Annotated in this window: 10 protein-coding genes; 2 read left to right on the forward strand and 8 right to left on the reverse strand. The window is 67.2% G+C overall.

Features of this window, described 5'->3' with window-relative positions:
• Window positions 1-23 precede the first annotated feature (23 nt).
• From lysS to AC5P9F_RS06235, 6 genes are all read right to left on the reverse strand, one after another.
• Window positions 24-1535 (reverse strand): lysine--tRNA ligase, encoded by a 1512-nt coding sequence (gene lysS / locus AC5P9F_RS06210; RefSeq protein ID WP_043035395.1) that lies wholly within the window; start codon window positions 1533-1535, stop codon window positions 24-26.
• A gap of 218 nt (window positions 1536-1753) precedes the next feature.
• Window positions 1754-3394 (reverse strand): acetolactate synthase large subunit, encoded by a 1641-nt coding sequence (locus AC5P9F_RS06215; RefSeq protein ID WP_043035394.1) that lies wholly within the window; start codon window positions 3392-3394, stop codon window positions 1754-1756.
• Window positions 3395-3457: 63 nt separating this feature from the next.
• On the reverse strand, window positions 3458-4843 hold the full coding sequence (locus AC5P9F_RS06220) for an NAD-dependent succinate-semialdehyde dehydrogenase (protein ID WP_005413223.1): 1386 nt from the start codon (window positions 4841-4843) through the stop codon (window positions 3458-3460).
• Window positions 4844-5539: 696 nt separating this feature from the next.
• Window positions 5540-6322, reverse strand: a complete 783-nt coding sequence (locus AC5P9F_RS06225; protein ID WP_171968992.1) for a helix-turn-helix transcriptional regulator — start codon at window positions 6320-6322, stop codon at window positions 5540-5542.
• A gap of 154 nt (window positions 6323-6476) precedes the next feature.
• A protein-coding gene (gene prfB, locus AC5P9F_RS06230; protein ID WP_014037064.1) for a peptide chain release factor 2 occupies window positions 6477-7602 on the reverse strand; the annotation gives its coding sequence in 2 pieces (ribosomal slippage) (window positions 6477-7526 and window positions 7528-7602; 1125 coding nt in all).
• A 144-nt stretch (window positions 7603-7746) separates the two neighbouring features.
• Window positions 7747-8667: a LytTR family DNA-binding domain-containing protein gene (locus tag AC5P9F_RS06235; protein ID WP_032966701.1), complete on the reverse strand. Its 921-nt coding sequence runs from the start codon at window positions 8665-8667 to the stop codon at window positions 7747-7749.
• 175 nt (window positions 8668-8842) lie between these two features.
• Between AC5P9F_RS06235 and AC5P9F_RS06240 the strand changes: the two genes are divergently transcribed.
• Complete coding sequence (locus tag AC5P9F_RS06240; protein ID WP_171968985.1) at window positions 8843-10042, forward strand: acyltransferase family protein; 1200 nt, start codon at window positions 8843-8845, stop codon at window positions 10040-10042.
• A gap of 102 nt (window positions 10043-10144) precedes the next feature.
• Here the strand turns inward: AC5P9F_RS06240 and AC5P9F_RS06245 are convergent, their stop codons facing one another.
• Together AC5P9F_RS06245 and recJ are read right to left on the reverse strand one after the other, a co-directional pair.
• Window positions 10145-13057, reverse strand: a complete 2913-nt coding sequence (locus AC5P9F_RS06245) for a DUF2135 domain-containing protein (protein ID WP_111173926.1) — start codon at window positions 13055-13057, stop codon at window positions 10145-10147.
• A gap of 144 nt (window positions 13058-13201) precedes the next feature.
• Window positions 13202-14959: a single-stranded-DNA-specific exonuclease RecJ gene (gene recJ / locus AC5P9F_RS06250; RefSeq protein ID WP_099523832.1), complete on the reverse strand. Its 1758-nt coding sequence runs from the start codon at window positions 14957-14959 to the stop codon at window positions 13202-13204.
• A 145-nt stretch (window positions 14960-15104) separates the two neighbouring features.
• On the opposite strand from recJ, the gene AC5P9F_RS06255 reads away from it, so the two are divergent.
• Window positions 15105-16145, forward strand: coding sequence for a DUF1176 domain-containing protein (locus tag AC5P9F_RS06255; protein WP_164173030.1), 1041 nt, complete (start codon window positions 15105-15107; stop codon window positions 16143-16145).
• Window positions 16146-16265: the final 120 nt, after the last annotated feature.

The raw sequence follows: 16265 nt of genomic DNA on the forward strand, positions 1-16265 counted from the left end.
CAAACGGGAGTCAAAAAGACGACTTACTGCTCCGGACGCATGTACGGGAACAGCAGCACGTCACGGATCGAGCTGCTGCCGGTCAGCAGCATCACCAGGCGATCAACGCCGATGCCGAGGCCGCCGGTCGGGGCCATGCCGTACTCCAGCGCACGGATGTAGTCGGCGTCGTAATGCATCGCCTCGTCGTCGCCGCCTTCCTTCGCGGCCACCTGGGCCTGGAAACGCTGGGCCTGGTCTTCCGGGTCGTTCAGTTCGGAGAAGCCGTTGGCCAGCTCCTTGCCGTTGACGAACAGCTCGAAGCGATCCGTGTAGCCCGGGTCGTTGTCATTGGCACGGGCCAGCGGCGAGACCTCGACCGGATGGTCGGTGATGAAGGTCGGCTGGATCAGGGTGTGCTCGACCGTGGCCTCGAAGATCTCCAGCAACAGCTTGCCCCAGCCGTAGGACGGCTTGACGCGGATGTTCAAGCGCTCGCAATGGCGCAGCAGCGCATCGCGGTCAGTGCAATCAGCGGCCGAGATTTCCGGGTTGTGGTGGCGCACTGCCTCATCCATGCGCCAACGACGGAACGCCGGGCCCAGGTCGATCTTCGCGCCGTCCCATTCCACTTCGGTGCCACCGTTCACGGCCTTGGCCACATCACGGATCACACCCTCGGTCAGGTCCATGATTTCGTTGTACGTGGCATAGGCCTCGTACAGTTCCATCATGGTGAATTCCGGATTGTGGCGGGTGCTGACGCCTTCATTGCGGAAGTTGCGGTTGATCTCGTACACACGCTCCAGGCCACCCACGGTCAGGCGCTTGAGGTACAGCTCCGGCGCCACGCGCAGGTACAGGTCTAGGTCCAGCGCGTTGTGATGGGTGGTGAACGGCTTGGCCGCCGCGCCGCCGGGGATGTAATGCATCATCGGCGTCTCGACTTCCAGGAAGTCGCGGTTGTCCAGCCACGCGCGCATGGCGCGGATGATCTTCGAGCGCTTGATGAACACTGCGCGCGATTCCGGGGTCACGATCAGGTCGACGTAACGCTGGCGGTAGCGCTGCTCGACGTCGGCCAGGCCGTGCCACTTGTCCGGCAGCGGGCGCAGCGACTTGGTCAGCAGGCGGATCGACTCGGCCTTGACCGACAGTTCGCCGGTCTTGGTACGGGTCAGGCCGCCTTCGACGGCGATGATGTCGCCCACGTCCCAGCCCTTGAAGGCCGTGTAGGCATCGCCCAGCACCGCGCCCTGCAGGAACAGCTGGATGCGGCCGGACTCGTCCTGGATCTGCGCGAAGCTGGCCTTGCCCATGATGCGCTTGGCCATCAGGCGGCCGGCCATCTTCACCTGGCGGCCGTTGCCTTCCAGCGCCTCGGCGGTCCAGGCCTCGGCATCGGCGAATTCTTCCTGCAGGCGGCCGGCGAAGTCCTCGCGACGGAAGTCGTTCGGGTACGCGATGCCCTGCCCACGCAGCGTTTTGAGTTTCTCGCGGCGCTCGGCGATCAACTTGTTTTCGTCAACGGGGGGGGTATCGGTAGCTTCGCTCATGGATCTGCGGGAATCGTGTAGTGAGGGGGGATGTTGCACCCGGCACAGCCGGTTGCCCAGCATACCAAAACCGCCCTGCCCCGGCCTTGGGCCGGGCCCGCCCAGATGGCCGCCAACCTTGGTTGGCGGTCCGTGTGTCGACCAAGGTCGACACCTACCGGATTCCGGGGAACCGATGCCCCGGTAGTCGCCAACCTTGGTTGGCGCTCGTCCCGGCGTCAACCGTTCCCAGGGAACGCCTGCCGCAACTCGTCCACCAGCACCCGCTGGTTCTCCGAATAGTCCACCGGCACCGACACCAGGTGCACCCCGCCCTCGTTGAAGGCCGCCTCCAGCGTCGGGATGAACTGCTCGATGGCGGTCACCTCGTGGCCCTTGCAGCCGTAGGCTTCCGCGTACTTCACGAAATCCGGGTTGCTGAAGGTCATGCCGTAGTCGGTGAAGCCATCTACCGCCTGCTTCCAGCGGATCATGCCGTAGGCGCCGTCGTTGAGGATCAGCACCACCAGGTTCAGGCCCAGCCGACGCGCGGTCTCCAGCTCCTGGCTGTTCATCATGAACCCGCCATCGCCGCACACCGCCAGCACCCGCCGCTGCGGGTACAGGATCGAAGCCATGATCGCCGACGGCAGGCCCGCGCCCATGGTCGCCAACGCATTGTCCAGCAGCAGCGTATTGGCCACCTGGGTGCGGTAATTGCGCGCGAACCAGATCTTGTACATGCCGTTGTCCAGCGCCACGATGCCGTCCGGCGGCATCACCTGGCGCACGTCGTGCACCAGCCGCTGAGGCGTGAATCCAGCCTCCTCGGCTCGGTCAGCCAGATGTTCCAGAATGGTCGCGCGCAGCGGCAGCAGCGCGTCAGCATCCGGCACCGCGCCTTCGATACGATCGGCCAACTGGGTCAGCGAACGACCGATGTCACCGATCACTTCCACCTGCGGGAAGTACACCTGCTCCACGGCCGCCTGCGAGTAGCCGATATGGATCACGGTCGGCCCACCCGGGCGCATCACGAACGGCGGCTTCTCGGTGACCTCGTGGCCGATGGTCACGATCACGTCGGCCTGGTCGATAGCCATGTGCACGTAATCGCGCTCGGTCAGCGCCGCGGTGCCCATGTACAGGCCCGAACCACCGGCCACCGCGCCCTTGCCCATCTGCGTGGTGAAGAACGGAATGCCGGCGCGCAACACGAACGCCGACAGCGCTTCGCTGGACTGCGGCCGCGACGCCGCCGAGGCGATCATCAGCAGGGGGCGCTTGGCGTTGCGGATGATCTCCGCCGCCCGATCCAGCGCCTCCGGACTGGCAATGGGACGATCCACCGCGTGCGGCGGAATCAGCGCCACGCCCTCGACCTCATCGGCCGCGATATCTTCGGGCAGCTCCAGCAGCACCGGGCCCGGGCGCTCTTCCTGGGCGACACGGAACGCCTCGCGGACGATGGTCGGGATGGTGCGCGCCGAGACGATCTGACGCGCCAGCTTGGTCAGCGGCTTCATCGTGCTGACGATGTCGACGATCTGGAAGCGCGCCTGCTTGCTGGCGACGATGCCCTTCTGCCCGGTGATCATGATGACCGGCCATGCGCCAAGCAGCGCATACGCGGCGCCGGTCGTGAAATTCAGCGCGCCGGGGCCGAGCGTGGCCAGGCACACGCCCGGCTTGCCGGTCAGGCGGCCATAGGTGGCCGCCATGAACACCGCCGCCTGCTCGTGACGGGTGATGACCAGCTCGATGCTGGAATGGCGCAGCGACTCGACCACGTCGAGATTTTCTTCGCCGGGAATGCCGAAAATGCGCTCGACGCCTTCGTTCTCAAGTGCGGCGACAAGCAGATCTGAACCCTTGGACATTGGAATGCCGTCCTTTTCGCTGGACTGATGGTGGATCGTTGCAGGGAGGATGGAAGCTGCGCGTCAACGCTTGTCGAACCACACCGTCTGCGCGTTGACGAATTCGCGGATGCCGAAGTGCGAGAGCTCACGGCCGAAGCCGCTCTTCTTCACGCCGCCGATCGGCACGCGCGGATCGGACGCAGAGAAGCCGTTGACGAATACACCGCCGGTCTGCAGCCGGCGCGCCAGCTGCATCGCACGGGCGCGGTCGCCGCTCCACAGGTTGCCGCTGAGGCCGAACTCGCTCTGGTTGGCCAGTTCCACCGCATGGTCGGCGTCGCGGGCGCGGCTGATCGAGGCCACCGGCCCGAACGTTTCGGTGTCGAAGGCCTGCATGCCCGGCTCAACCCCGGCCAGCACGGTGGGTGCATAGAACGCACCCGGACGATCCAGCTGGTGCCCGCCGACCAGCAGCTGCGCACCGGCGTCGACCGAAGCACGTACCTGCGCGTCGAGCTGCTCCAGCAGATCCTGGCGCGCCATCGGGCCGATGCGGTTCGCCGGGTCGCGGCCGTCGCCAATGGTCAGTGCCTGCACCTTCTGGCAGAACTGCGCCACGAAACGATCGTAGACCGCGTCTTCGACGATGATGCGCTTGCCGGCGATGCAGACCTGCCCGGTGTTCTGGAAGCGCGAGGCCACCGCCGCATCGACGGCCGCATCAAGATCGGCATCGGCCAGGACGATGAACGGATCGGAACCGCCCAGTTCCAGCACCACCTTCTTCAGCGCCTGCCCGGCCTGGGCAGCAATGCTGCGACCGGCGGCCACACTGCCGGTCAGGGTCACCGCCGCGATGCGGTCATCGGCGATCGCGCGGCTGGTGCCCTCGCGGCTGATGTTGGCCGCGATGAAGGTGCCCTCCGGCAAGCCGGCATCGCGCCAGGCGGCGTCGAGCAGCTGCGCGGTACCGACGATGTTCTCGGCCGGCTTCAGCAGGAAGCCGTTGCCGCCCATCAGGATCGGCACCGCCGCGCGCATCACCTGCCAGTACGGGAAATTCCACGGCATGATGCCCAGCACCACGCCCAGCGGCAGGTAGGACACGTAGGCCTTGTCGTCGGGCACCTGGGTCGGTTCGTCGCGCAGGAACTGCGCACCGTTGTCGGCGTACCAGTCGCACAGCACAGCACACTTCTCGATTTCGGCCAGCGCTTCGGCCTGGACCTTGCCCATTTCGGCGGTAGCCAGCGCGGCCAGCTTTTCACGGTCACGGCGTAGCACCGCGGCCATCGCACGCAGTACGTCTGCGCGCTGTTCGAGGCTCTTGACGCTCCAGGCCGCAAAGCCGACCTGGCCGCGGTCCAGGATTGTTTCCAGCTCGGCGTCGGTGGCGAAGGGATGGCTGGCGATCTGCTGGCCAGTGGCCGGATCACGGGAAATGGCGGTGGTGGGGGCAGCGGACATGCAGGGCTCCTGTTGTCTCGACAACGGGCGGTGGCCCGTCTCCTGCACAGGAATGTGGACCCGAATGGCGGAGGCAACAAGGCGTCTGCTTATCCTGTGACCTGCACTTACCTGCCTGAATGGGGTTTTCGGCAGGGCTGCGCCCTGCACCCGCAGAGGCTTCAAGCCAAGGCAACGGCAGAAGCTGGCATTCCGTGGGTTGGCGGGGTGGGTCCGGTTGCGGGGGACGCTGCAAGTACATCCATGTAAGCTCGGTCGCCGCATCCATGCGGCTCACGCCCCCTCAACCGGACCCACCCCGCCTTCGACAGAGTTCTGCGATCTGTCGGGACGGCGCTGTGCGTTGCTGTTGGTGGGTGTCGACCTTGGTCGACACAGTAGATCCACGCCATGCGTGGATGACTCATTCGATATCTGAGAGAAAAATCGTGTCGACCAAGGTCGACACCTACCAACAACCGCGCGGAACAAAGCCGCAGTTGCCAACAGCCGCGTGAACCTGTCGAAGGTGGGGCGGTGTCGGCGTGCGGGGTGTCAGCCGCATGGATGCGGCTGCCAAGCCTACACGGACGTACTTGCGGCGTCCCCGCACTCCGACAACGCCCCGCCAAACCACGGAACCTAGCTCTGGCTCTGGCTCTGGCTTTGGCCGTTGCATTGAGCAGGTGCAGGGCTGCAAGCCCTGCCGAACTCCCCCTACTTCTGCGGCAGGTAGGTCACCAGGGAAAGGTCATGCCGGCTCTCCGGCACCAGCGCCACGTACTGCAGGTCCAGCAACCCGCGCGTGGGATGGTTCAACTTCTTCGCACCTTCATCGAATCGGCGCACATCGTGCTCCGGCCACCACTGGCGGAACTCCTCGCTGTGCGCCGAGATGTCCTCGACCAGCGCCAGGAACGGAGCCTTGTCCGGCGCCTGCGCCATCGCCGCGCGGAAGCCTGCCAGCAGGCCGCGGGTCATTTCTTCCCAGTTGAGGATCAGCGTGCGGTACGGCGGGTACAGGAACATCAGCCGCAGCGTATTGCGCTCGTGCGGCGCCAGCTGGCTGTAGTCCACGAACAGATCGGCGATGGCCGGGTTCCAGGCCAGGATGTCGAAGCGGGTGTTGCGCACGTACGCCGGGATCGGCTGCATCGCCTCCACCAGCTGGCGCAGGCCGTCGGTCACGCTCTCGTCCGGTGATTCCAGCGGTACGCCGTAGCCGGACAGCGCGAATGCATAGGCGCGTTCGTCGTCGCTCATGCGCAGCACCTGTGCCAGGCGCTCGAGCACTTCGGGCGAGGCACGCACTTCGCGGCCCTGCTCGATCCAGGTGTACCAGCTCACGCTGACCCCGATCGCCAGCGCCACTTCCTCGCGCTTCAGGCCCGGGGTGCGCCGCCGCCCGGCCGGCAGGCCGAGCGTGGCGGGGTCGACACGGGCGCGGCAGGCCTTGAGGAAGCCGCCAAGTTCCTTGCGTTCACTTTCGCTGCGCATCATCGCCACCGCCGTACCCGTTGTAGCGTCGAGCCATGCTCGACGCATCTGCTACTGCGCCAACAGCAGCCGAGCATGGGCTCGGCTCTACCGGAAGCGTGATCAGCCACCCTCGGCGTTGCGCACGAGGGTGACGATATCCGCGCAGGCGCGCAGATCAGGCATCGACGCGCTTGGAGCCCACGGCCAGGCCGGCCTTCAGGCTGGCCTCGACGAACTCGTCCAGGTCGCCGTCCAGCACCTTCTGCGTATCCGAACGCTCGATGCCGGTGCGCAGGTCCTTGATGCGGCTCTGGTCGAGCACGTAATTGCGGATCTGGCTGCCCCAGCCGATGTCGGACTTGGTCGCTTCCACGGCGTCCTTTTCGGCGTTGCGCTTCTGGATCTCCAGCTCGTACAGCTTGGCGGCCAGCATCTTCATCGCGTTGTCGCGGTTCTGGTGCTGGCTGCGGCCGGTCTGGCAGGCCACCACGATGTTGGTCGGGATGTGGGTGATGCGCACCGCCGACTCGGTCTTGTTGACGTGCTGGCCACCGGCACCCGACGAACGGTACACGTCGGTACGCAGGTCGGCCGGATTGATGGTGATGTCGATGTTGTCATCGATTTCCGGCGACACGAACACCGAGGTGAAGCTGGTGTGGCGGCGGTTGTCCGAGTCGAACGGCGACTTGCGCACCAGGCGGTGCACACCGGTCTCGGTCTTCAGCCAGCCATAGGCATAGTCGCCTTCCACGCGCAGCGTGGCCGACTTGATGCCGGCGACGTCGCCGCCGGAGACTTCCATCAGCTCGGTCTTCCAGCCGCGCGATTCACACCAGCGCAGGTACATGCGCAGCAGGATCTCGGCCCAGTCCTGGGCTTCGGTGCCACCGGCACCGGCCTGGATGTCGACGAACGCAGCGGCATTGTCCATCTCGCCGGAGAACATGCGCTGGAACTCCAGCTTCTCCACGTGCGCCTGGTGCTTGTCCAGGTCGGCCACCACCGCCAGTGCGGTGTCCTCGTCCTGCTCGGACTCGGCCAGCTCGAGCAGTTCGGTGGCGTCGTTCAGGCCATCCAGCACCGAGGCGATGCCGCCCACGGTCTTTTCCAGGCTGGAACGTTCGCGGCCCAGGTTCTGGGCGTACTCGGCGTTGTTCCAGACGTCGGGGCTTTCCAGCTCCCGCGTTACTTCTTCAAGACGCTCCTTCTTGGCGTCGTAGTCAAAGATACCCCCGAAGCGACAGCACGCGATCGGTCAGATCGGTGATGCGCTGGCGGACAGGATTCAGTTCGATCATGTCGGCGGTTATGCATTCAAAAGATGACTGCCAATGATACCGCAGGCCGGGGGCGCCCGGAATGAGGGACCAGGCCTGCCGCTGGGAGCCAACCACTGGTAGACCCGCCTCTGTAGAGTCGACTGTCAGTCGACTGCTTTTCATTCAGGTTGCGGTGGAGCCCGCGCTGCGCGCGATAGTCGACCAACAGTCGACTCTACCCGCGCCCGCGCCGCCCAGCGCCTGCCGCAGGACCGGCAGCTGGCGCCGGCTGCAGGGCACTTTGGCTCCATCGGCCATGTGCAGCAGGGCCTCGCCGCCATCCAGCGGCTCGATCGAGCGCAACTGGCCGCGATTGATCAGCCAGCTGCGGTGCGGGCGCAGGAACTCGCCCGGGTCCAGCCGCTGCTCCAGCACCGCCATGGTGATGCGCAGCGGGTAGTCGTGGCCGCGTACCCGCAAGTTCACGTAGTTCCCCGCCGCCTGGGCGTACTCCACGTCTGCCGTGGCCACCAGGAACTCCTTGCCCAGCTTGCGCACCAGGAAGTGCTGGGGGCGCTCGACCGGTTCCACCGGCGGGCCGACGTCGGGCTCGGCCAGCAGGCGCGCCTCGCCCTGCCTGCGCCGGCCGAACCAGCTGGCGAAGTGCTCCAGCGCGACGAAAATCGCGAACGTGCGCACATCCTTCAGGTATTCATACGCAAAACGCTCCAACCAGCCGGCATCATCCTGGTAGCGGTAGCCCAGCGACGCGTAGGCCAGGTGCCGCAGCAGCATCATCCCCACCACATGCAGCAACGACCAGCCGACGCTGGCCAGCAGATACAGCGGCAACCGCCGCTTCCAGGTATCGGCATGCAGCGGCCAGCGCTCACAGCTCCACCACAGCAACGGCAGGGTCAACAGGATCAGGCCGAGGCTGCTGAACTCCCAGATCAAGGGTTCCCACAAGCCGAGATCAGCGCCGCGGCGACTGGCATCCATAACATCGACCAACGCGTTGGCCACCGCCGAGGCCGACAGGATTGCCGCCCATACCAGCAGTCGGGTTGAAATGCGCCAGCGCGGTGGTCGGCCCTGGGTCATTGCTGCATCCATGTCGTTGCGGTGCTCCAGCCTGCCTCAAGGGACCAAGGGTAGCGGCTCCATTGGTCCCACCACCCCCGCCATTGGTCACTGCGTCGGTTCCAGCGGCCCCTTGCCGGTCGCCGCACGGACCGGACGGCGTCACCTTGGCTCGACTCTCCGGCACACCACCACCATGACCCGACGCTACGACATCGACGCCCTGCGCGTGTTCGCCTTCGCCCTGCTGATCCTCTACCACGCCGCCATGGCCTACGTGGACGACTGGGGCTTTCACCTCAAGAGCGTGCATACCGCCGAATGGCTGCAGTGGCCGATGCTGTTCGTCAACCGCTGGCGGATGTCGCTGCTGTTCCTGATCTCGGGTATCGCCATCGCGCTGATGCGGCCGGAAGGCAGGTTGCTGCGCTTCGCCGGCCTGCGCACCTGGCGGCTGCTGCTGCCGCTGCTGTTCGGCATGTTCGTGATCGTGCCGATCCAGCCCTACTGCGAAGGCGTAGCCAACGGCCACGTGGCACCCGGCTTCGGCCACTTCCTGCTGCGCTATTGGCAGGTGCGGCCGTGGCCGGAAGGGAGCTTTGCCGGTTGGCAGTACGGCATCACCTGGAACCATCTGTGGTACCTGGCGTATCTCTGGAACTACACGCTGGCCCTGGCCCTTTTGATGCCGTTGCTGGGAACGGCGGTGGTGCGCCGCGCGGTGGCGTTCTGCGCAGCATCGCCGATGCTGCTGATCGGCCTTCCGTCCGCCCTGCTGCTGGCCTGGGTGATCTGGCTGGAGCCGATCTACCCGTCCACCAATGCCCTGCTCAGCGACTGGTACCAGCACGCGAAGTACGCAACCGTATTCCTGGCCGGCTACCTGCTGGGTCGTGAGCCGGTGTTCTGGCAGCGCGTGGTCGCCCTGCGCCGCACCACTCTGTGGCTGGCGCTTGCTGCCGTTGGCTGGTATCTGGGGTTGCGCATCCTCGGCCAGGTGCTGCCCGCCGACTCACCGCTGCGGCGATGGCCCGAACCGTTCTGGGACCTGCAGGGCCGGGCCAGCCAGTCGCTGTACGTCTGGACCGCGCTGCTGAGCATCCTCGGCTGGGGCAAAGTCTTCCTCGACCGCCCGTTCCGCTGGCTGCCGTACTGCACCGAGGCGATCTATCCCTGGTACATGCTGCACCAGAGCCTGATCATCGCCCTGCTGTTCTGGCTCAGGCCGCTGCAGCTGGGCCCATGGCTGGAACCGGCGCTGCTGCTGGCCGGTACTGTCGGCGGCTGCCTGCTGATCCACGGGCTGCTGATCCGTCGCTGCCGCTGGCTGCGGCCCCTGTTCGGCCTGCGTGCCGATCCGCCCGCGGCGTCAAAGGCGCGCACCGTGGCGTTGTAGAGCCGCGCCGAGGCTCGGCTGCCTGTGCCGTGAGCCGGGCATGGCCCCGGCTCTACATCAAAGCAGTCGAGCAAGCTCGACGCTACGCGGACGTCCGAGCGGTCAACGCACCTCAAACTCGCCCACCAGCACGGTTTCGGCGCGATCCTTCAACCGCATCGTGACCATCTGGTCCTTCTGCTTCGACGTGCCCCAATGGGTGGTCAAGCGCAGCATCAGGGTCGTCGCACCGGCCACCAGCTGCTGGCGGCTTCCGAAGTAGTTTGCTTCCACCTTGTACTTGCCCGGCTTGGCGTTGCGCAGAGAGAACTGCTCGGGGCCATAGCCGCCGGTGAAGTCCTGCGACATCTGCCCACCCTGGTAGGTCAGGTGGTTGCCGTAGTACGCGCGCTCGCCGTTCGGGTCGGTCACCCACAGATCCATGTCGCTGTTGTCGGCATCCCACGACAGCACCACGCGCAGGTCCAGCGGCATTGCCTGCAGCAGGCGCGGGTCGATGCTGGTGGTATCCAGCCGGGGCGTGCTGCGGGCCACCAGGTTGGTCAGTTCATCCAATGCGATCAGGGCGATGCCATCGAAGCGGCTGTCCCACGGCCGCACAACCACCTGGTACAGCGGCGCCAGCGCCTGCTGCGGCTTGCCGGCCGCGGCCAGTGCAAGGCCCAGGTCGCGGAAGCTCTGCGGCTCTTCCTGGCCCATCGCCAGCACCTGCTCGAACACCGGCACGGCCAGTGCGGGGGCATCAGCCTGCATCAGCCGGTAACCGAGCACGCGCAGCAGGTGGCGGTTGTCCAGGTCCATCTCGGCCAGGTTCGACAGCACGCGCAGTGCCAGGTCGCGCTGACCCTGCTCCAGCAGCAGGTCGGCCACGTCGAGGAAGAACGCGCTGCTGTCGGCATGCGCATCGCGCTCGGCCAGGTAGCGGTCATACAGTTGCGACGCCGGGCCCTGGCGCAGGCGCCGGGCGATGGCCGAGTCCGGCTGCCAGGCCGCCAGCTGGATACCGAGCTCGCCCTCGTTGGCGGCAGCGGGCGCAGCGACACGGCCACCAGTGACCGTAATTGAATCCAGGGCCTTGTTCGATGCAGGCGCCGAGCGACGTGCACGCGCGCTGCTGGCTTCCATGCGCTGCTCGGCGGCGGCGGCCATCGGTGCCGGGGCAGGCGGTGCCGCAGGGGCCGGCGCGGCGAGCATTGCCACCGGCGCCGATTCCATCGCATGGTCCGCCGAGGCCACTTCCAGTGCCCCGCCCTTCGCCTGCGGTGGCACACCCTTCGGCCAGCTGCGGCTCCACCACTGCTGGCGCTCCTTCCAGCGTGCCGCCACCTCATCCAGGCGCTGGCGATCAGCAGCGGCGCGATCTCTTACCTGCACTGCAAACCTGGCGTCGTACCCGGCGCGCAGCGTGCCCGAAGGGCGGATCGCATAGCGCAGGTAGTCCTCCAACGTCTCCAGCACGATCAGCGAGGTGTCCGGGCCGACCAGGCCAAACTGCTGCGACAGCCGCTGCATCGCCTCGCGGTTGCCACGGCGGTCGGCGGCCAGCTGCTGCAGGCGCGCCTGCGCCCACAAGCCCGCCAGCAGTTCTCCGTCGTTGCTCTTCTGCGTGGCGGGCAGCGCCTGCCATTCGCCGCCACCCACGCGCACCCGCATCGGCACACTGTCGGCCGCCAGTCGTGCATGCAGCCACAACCAGCCCTGGGCTTCACTGCGACGATCGATCACCACGTCCTGCACGCCGCGCCCTGCATCGACCTGCACATCCAGCGGCGACGACAGCAGCTCGCGCGCCGCCGCATCAACATCCTCGCCCAGCGCAACGAAGCGGCCGCCACGCGCTTCGGTCCAACCACGCAGTCGCACGGCATCGGTGCGCGCACCGGCGCTGCTGACCGCAAACAGGCGTTGATCCGGCGCCATCGCCGGCAGCTGTTCCGGCCCGTAGGTCAACAGCCCATCGCTGACCAGCAGGTACTCCTTCACGCCCGGCTGCGACTGCCACTGCGCCAGCGCGCTGGCACCGTCCGGGCGCACCGCCTGCAGTGCTGCGCGCAGCTCGTTCCAGTTGCCGGCGCGGATACGGAATCGACGCACCGGCTCGGCGCGATCGCGCAGTACGGTCAAGGCCACGGTGCCGTCACCCAGCGCGGCGAAATAGCGATCCAGCAGGGCGAACTCACGCGTGCGATCGCGCTGCCCCGCCGAACCAGAGCCGTCCCACAGCAGGCCGATCTCGCTGGGCAACGTGCGGGGCGTACTGCTGGCCGCCACCGGCAGCTGTGCCAACAGGTAGTGCCCATCCTGCCAGGGCGCCACCTGCACCTGTGCGTGGCGGGCTGCCGGCAGGTTCCACTGGAGTTGCTTCGGCAGCTGCGCACCCTTGCCCTGCCACTGCAGCTGGCCCGCGCTGATGCGGAATGGCGCAGTACCTGCGGTGGCCGCGTCGGGAGCATGCACCTTCAGTTCAACCGAGGCTGCACCGGCGGCGAACTGCAGCGGCAGCGTCCACTGCCAGCCTTGGCCGGCGAAGGCCAGCGGTTCGCGGATCACCAGCTGCACACGCCGACTGCCACCGGCCGGCAGCGGGTAGACGCGCAGGCGGAACTGGTTGCCGGCGGTCTGTTCCAGCAGGCCCGGATCGACACCCCGGCGGGCGATTTCCTCGAACACCTGGCGGCCGCGGTCCTTGGCCACCGGCACCGCGTCACGCATCTCGCCGTTGATATCCAGCGCGAAGCCGGTGATCTGCTGGCCATCAGCCAGCGGGAACTGCAGCTCACCCTCCAGCACACGACGGTTCGGGTTGTGGAATTCCAAGGTGATCCGGGTCTGGGCAACGCCGGCCTGGACCTCGCCTTCGATGCGGGCGTGTCGCAGTTGGACCGCCTGCTCGGCAGCCGGGGCAATCAGCAACGGCGTGCTGGCCTGCGGCCGGGAGATCGGCGGCGACTGTGCGCCAGCGGGCCAGGCCGCGAGGGCCAGCAACAACACAGTGCAGCAACGGGCGAAGACCATGACCGGACTCCAGTGGGATCGTGGATCGTTGAACGCACCAGCAACCGTAACGGGGTTGGCGGGGCCCCAAAAAGGGGACGGAGGGGATTAAGTCGCAATTGGCAAACAAGGCAAAAGCGGCTTAATCCCCTCCGTCCCCTTTTTCTAGGCGGGCAGGCAGTGTTCGATGATCAGCTGGATGGCGCTGCCGCCACGGTAGTCGTCGCAGGCCAGTCGGTAGGCCAGGTGGACGTGACGTGATGGCGCGTTGCCGTGCCAGCCGCCGAAATGAATGGCGTTGATCGTGCCGGGTACGCCCGGCAGGCGCAGTTCCAGCTTGAGGTGGCGTTCCTTCAGTACTCGCCAGTTGGCCACTTCGAAGTGGCCGTCGAACAGTGGCTCGGGGAAACCCTGCCCCCACGGCCCGGCCAGGCGCAGCGCATCGGCGTGGCGATGGTCCAGCTCATCCGCCGCCAGTTCGCCGTCACTGAGCACCTGCTGCTGCAATGCGGCCGGATCGAGCATCTCCAGCACCACGGCGACGAAGGCGGCCTTGAAGTCATCGACGTGATCCAGCCGCATGCTCAGCCCGGCCGCCATGGCATGCCCACCGAAGCGCTCGATCAGGCCCGGATGGCGCGCATCGACCAACGCCAGCGCGTCACGGATGTGCAGGCCGGGAATGGAGCGCGCCGAGCCGCGCAGGGTGTCGGCGCCGGGTTCGGCCGGGGCGAAGGCGATCACCGGGCGATGCAGGCGATCCTTCATTTTCGATGCGACCAGGCCGACCACGCCTGGATGCCAGTCGGCATCGAACAGGCAGGCCGCCACCGGTCGCTGACCGGCCATGTCCAGCACCACGCGGGTCAACGCCTGCTCGGCGTCATCGGTCATCGCCTGCTGCACCGCGCGGCGTTCCGAGTTGATCTGCTCCAGCGTCTGCGCGATCTCCCGCGCCTGGCGCGGGTCTTCGGTCAGCAACAGCGCGATGCCCAGCGCCATGTCTTCCAGCCGGCCCGCGGCATTCAGGCGCGGGCCGAGCGCGAAGCCGATGTCGGTGGCGGTCAGCCGCGCCGCATCACGGCCGCTGGCTTCGATCAGCGCTCGCAGGCCGACGCAGCCCTGCCCCGCGCGCAGACGGCGCAGGCCCGCGCTGACCAGTGCCCGGTTGTTCGGATCCAGCGCCACCAGGTCGGCGACGGTGCCGACCGCCACCAGGTCCAGCAGCGTGGTCAGGTCCGGCCCCTTGCCATCGGCGAAGACGCCGGCCTCGCGCATGTGCCGGCGCAGCGCCATCAGCACGTAGAAGATCACACCGACACCGGCCAGCGACTTGCTGGGGAACGCATCACCGTCGAGATTGGGATCGACGATGACATCGGCCGGCGGCAGCTGCGGCCCGGGAAGGTGATGGTCGGTGACCAGCACCTGCCAGCCCCGCGCTTTCGCCGCGATCACGCCCGCATGGCAGGCGATGCCGTGGTCGACCGTAACCAGCAGGTCCGGCTGCAGCGCGGCCAGCTCCTCCACCAGAGAAGGTGACAGGCCGTAGCCGTGCACCATGCGGTTCGGCACCGCGTGGAAGACGTGTTGCGCGCCGAGCATGCGCAGGCCCCGCACGCCGACCGCACAGGCGGTGGCGCCATCGCAATCGAAATCGCCGACCACCAGGATGCGCTTGTCGTTGGCGATGGCCTCGATCAGCAGACCCACCGCATCATCGATGCCGGTCAGCAGCTCCGGCGCGTGGAGGCTGCCCAGCTTCGGCAGTGCCAGCTCTGGCGTACCGGCGCCGCGGCTGGCATAGAGTCGCGCCAGCAGTGGCAGCGTGCCGTCTGGCCAGCTGCCCGGTACGACCGCATCGCGGCGGCGGATCATCGGCGTATCAGAGGACGGCTGCGCAGCATCGGCGGCAAGGGACATCGGCATCGCCGGGTTGCGGAAGACGTCCCCATGATAGCGCGGGGTCGGATCTCGCTGCCCGCAGGAGGCTCCACCCCGATCGCCGGCATTTGGAATCTGCCAGCCTATCTTCCATGCTTGTCGGCCCGGAAATGGACTTCAACGCATGCATCGCACGCTCCTTCCCGCGCTGCTGGGCCTCGCCCTGGCCCCGGCCACCCACGCCGCCACGCCCGAACCGAAGGCCGGCGTGCAGTTCCAGCACAACGACTGGTCGCTGGCCTGTGACAACACCCGCACCTGCCGCGCCGCCGGCTACAGTCCGGAACAATCCGGCAATCTGCTCAGCCTGATGCTGGAACGCGCGGGCGGCCCGGGTACGAAGGTGCTCGCGCGGCTGCGCAATGGCGAGGATGGCGAAAGCGCGACGCCGACCGGGGCGCTGCGCCTGCGCCTGAACGGCAAGGACCTGGGCCCGGTGCGCGACACCGGCGACGGAGATCAAGTACTGCTGCAGCAGGGACAGACCGATGCGCTGGTCGCCGCGCTGCCACGCCACGCACGCATCGACATCATCGACGGCAAGGGCAGGGCGTGGCCGATCTCCGACAGCGGTGCAGCGGCCGTACTGCTGAAGATGGACGAGGCCCAAGGCCGGCTGGGCACACCCGGTGCGCTGGTGCGGCGTGGCGACAAGCCCGAAGCGAGCGTGCCTGCGGCGTTGCCGGTGCCAGTGATCATGCGCGGCACGCTGATGGCACCGCGCGCCTCGGACGCGGCACTGGCGAACGCACCGGGCCTGCGCAAGGCGCTGATCGCCAGCCTGCCGAAGCCGGATGAGTGCGGCCGCCTGAGCGAGGGCGGGACAGACGAGATCGAGATCCAGCGACTGGACGCCCAGCATGTACTGGCAAGCACCAGCTGCTTCATGGGTGCCTACAACTTCAGCAGCGGCTACTGGGTAGTGCAGGACAAGGCGCCGTACCAGGCGAAGTTCGTGACCTCCAACGCGGAGGACTTTGATCGCGATGACGCGACGCTGCGCGGGCGCTTCCGTGGGCGCGGCATCGGTGACTGCTTCTCCGGCCACGACTGGGCCTGGGATGGCGCGCGATTTGTGAAGAGCGGCGAGTTCACCACCGGGCAGTGCCGCGGCGTGGCCGGAGGGCATTGGCAGCTGCCGACCGTGGTCAGCACGGTGAGGTGATTGTTTGCAGGGCTGCGCCCTGCACCTGCCGAAGCAACATCCGAAGCAACAGCAACAGCGGGGAGTCCGTGGGTTGGCGGGGCGGTGTCGGATTGCGGGGACGCCGCAAGTACGTCCCTG

The organism is Stenotrophomonas sp. YJH_SMC_4 (genome assembly GCF_059371575.1).

Bases quoted from the DNA above. Each gene is read 5' to 3' on its own strand.
- lysS (WP_043035395.1), bottom strand. From the start codon at position 1,535: ATGAGCGAAGCTACCGATACCCCCCCCGTTGACGAAAACAAGTTGATC.
- AC5P9F_RS06225 (WP_171968992.1), bottom strand. From the start codon at position 6,322: ATGATGCGCAGCGAAAGTGAACGCAAGGAACTTGGCGGCTTCCTCAAG.
- AC5P9F_RS06255 (WP_164173030.1), top strand. From the start codon at position 15,105: ATGCATCGCACGCTCCTTCCCGCGCTGCTGGGCCTCGCCCTGGCCCCG.
- AC5P9F_RS06220 (WP_005413223.1), bottom strand. From the start codon at position 4,843: ATGTCCGCTGCCCCCACCACCGCCATTTCCCGTGATCCGGCCACTGGC.
- AC5P9F_RS06240 (WP_171968985.1), top strand. From the start codon at position 8,843: ATGACCCGACGCTACGACATCGACGCCCTGCGCGTGTTCGCCTTCGCC.
- AC5P9F_RS06215 (WP_043035394.1), bottom strand. From the start codon at position 3,394: ATGTCCAAGGGTTCAGATCTGCTTGTCGCCGCACTTGAGAACGAAGGC.
- AC5P9F_RS06235 (WP_032966701.1), bottom strand. From the start codon at position 8,667: ATGACCCAGGGCCGACCACCGCGCTGGCGCATTTCAACCCGACTGCTG.
- AC5P9F_RS06245 (WP_111173926.1), bottom strand. From the start codon at position 13,057: ATGGTCTTCGCCCGTTGCTGCACTGTGTTGTTGCTGGCCCTCGCGGCC.
- recJ (WP_099523832.1), bottom strand. From the start codon at position 14,959: ATGTCCCTTGCCGCCGATGCTGCGCAGCCGTCCTCTGATACGCCGATG.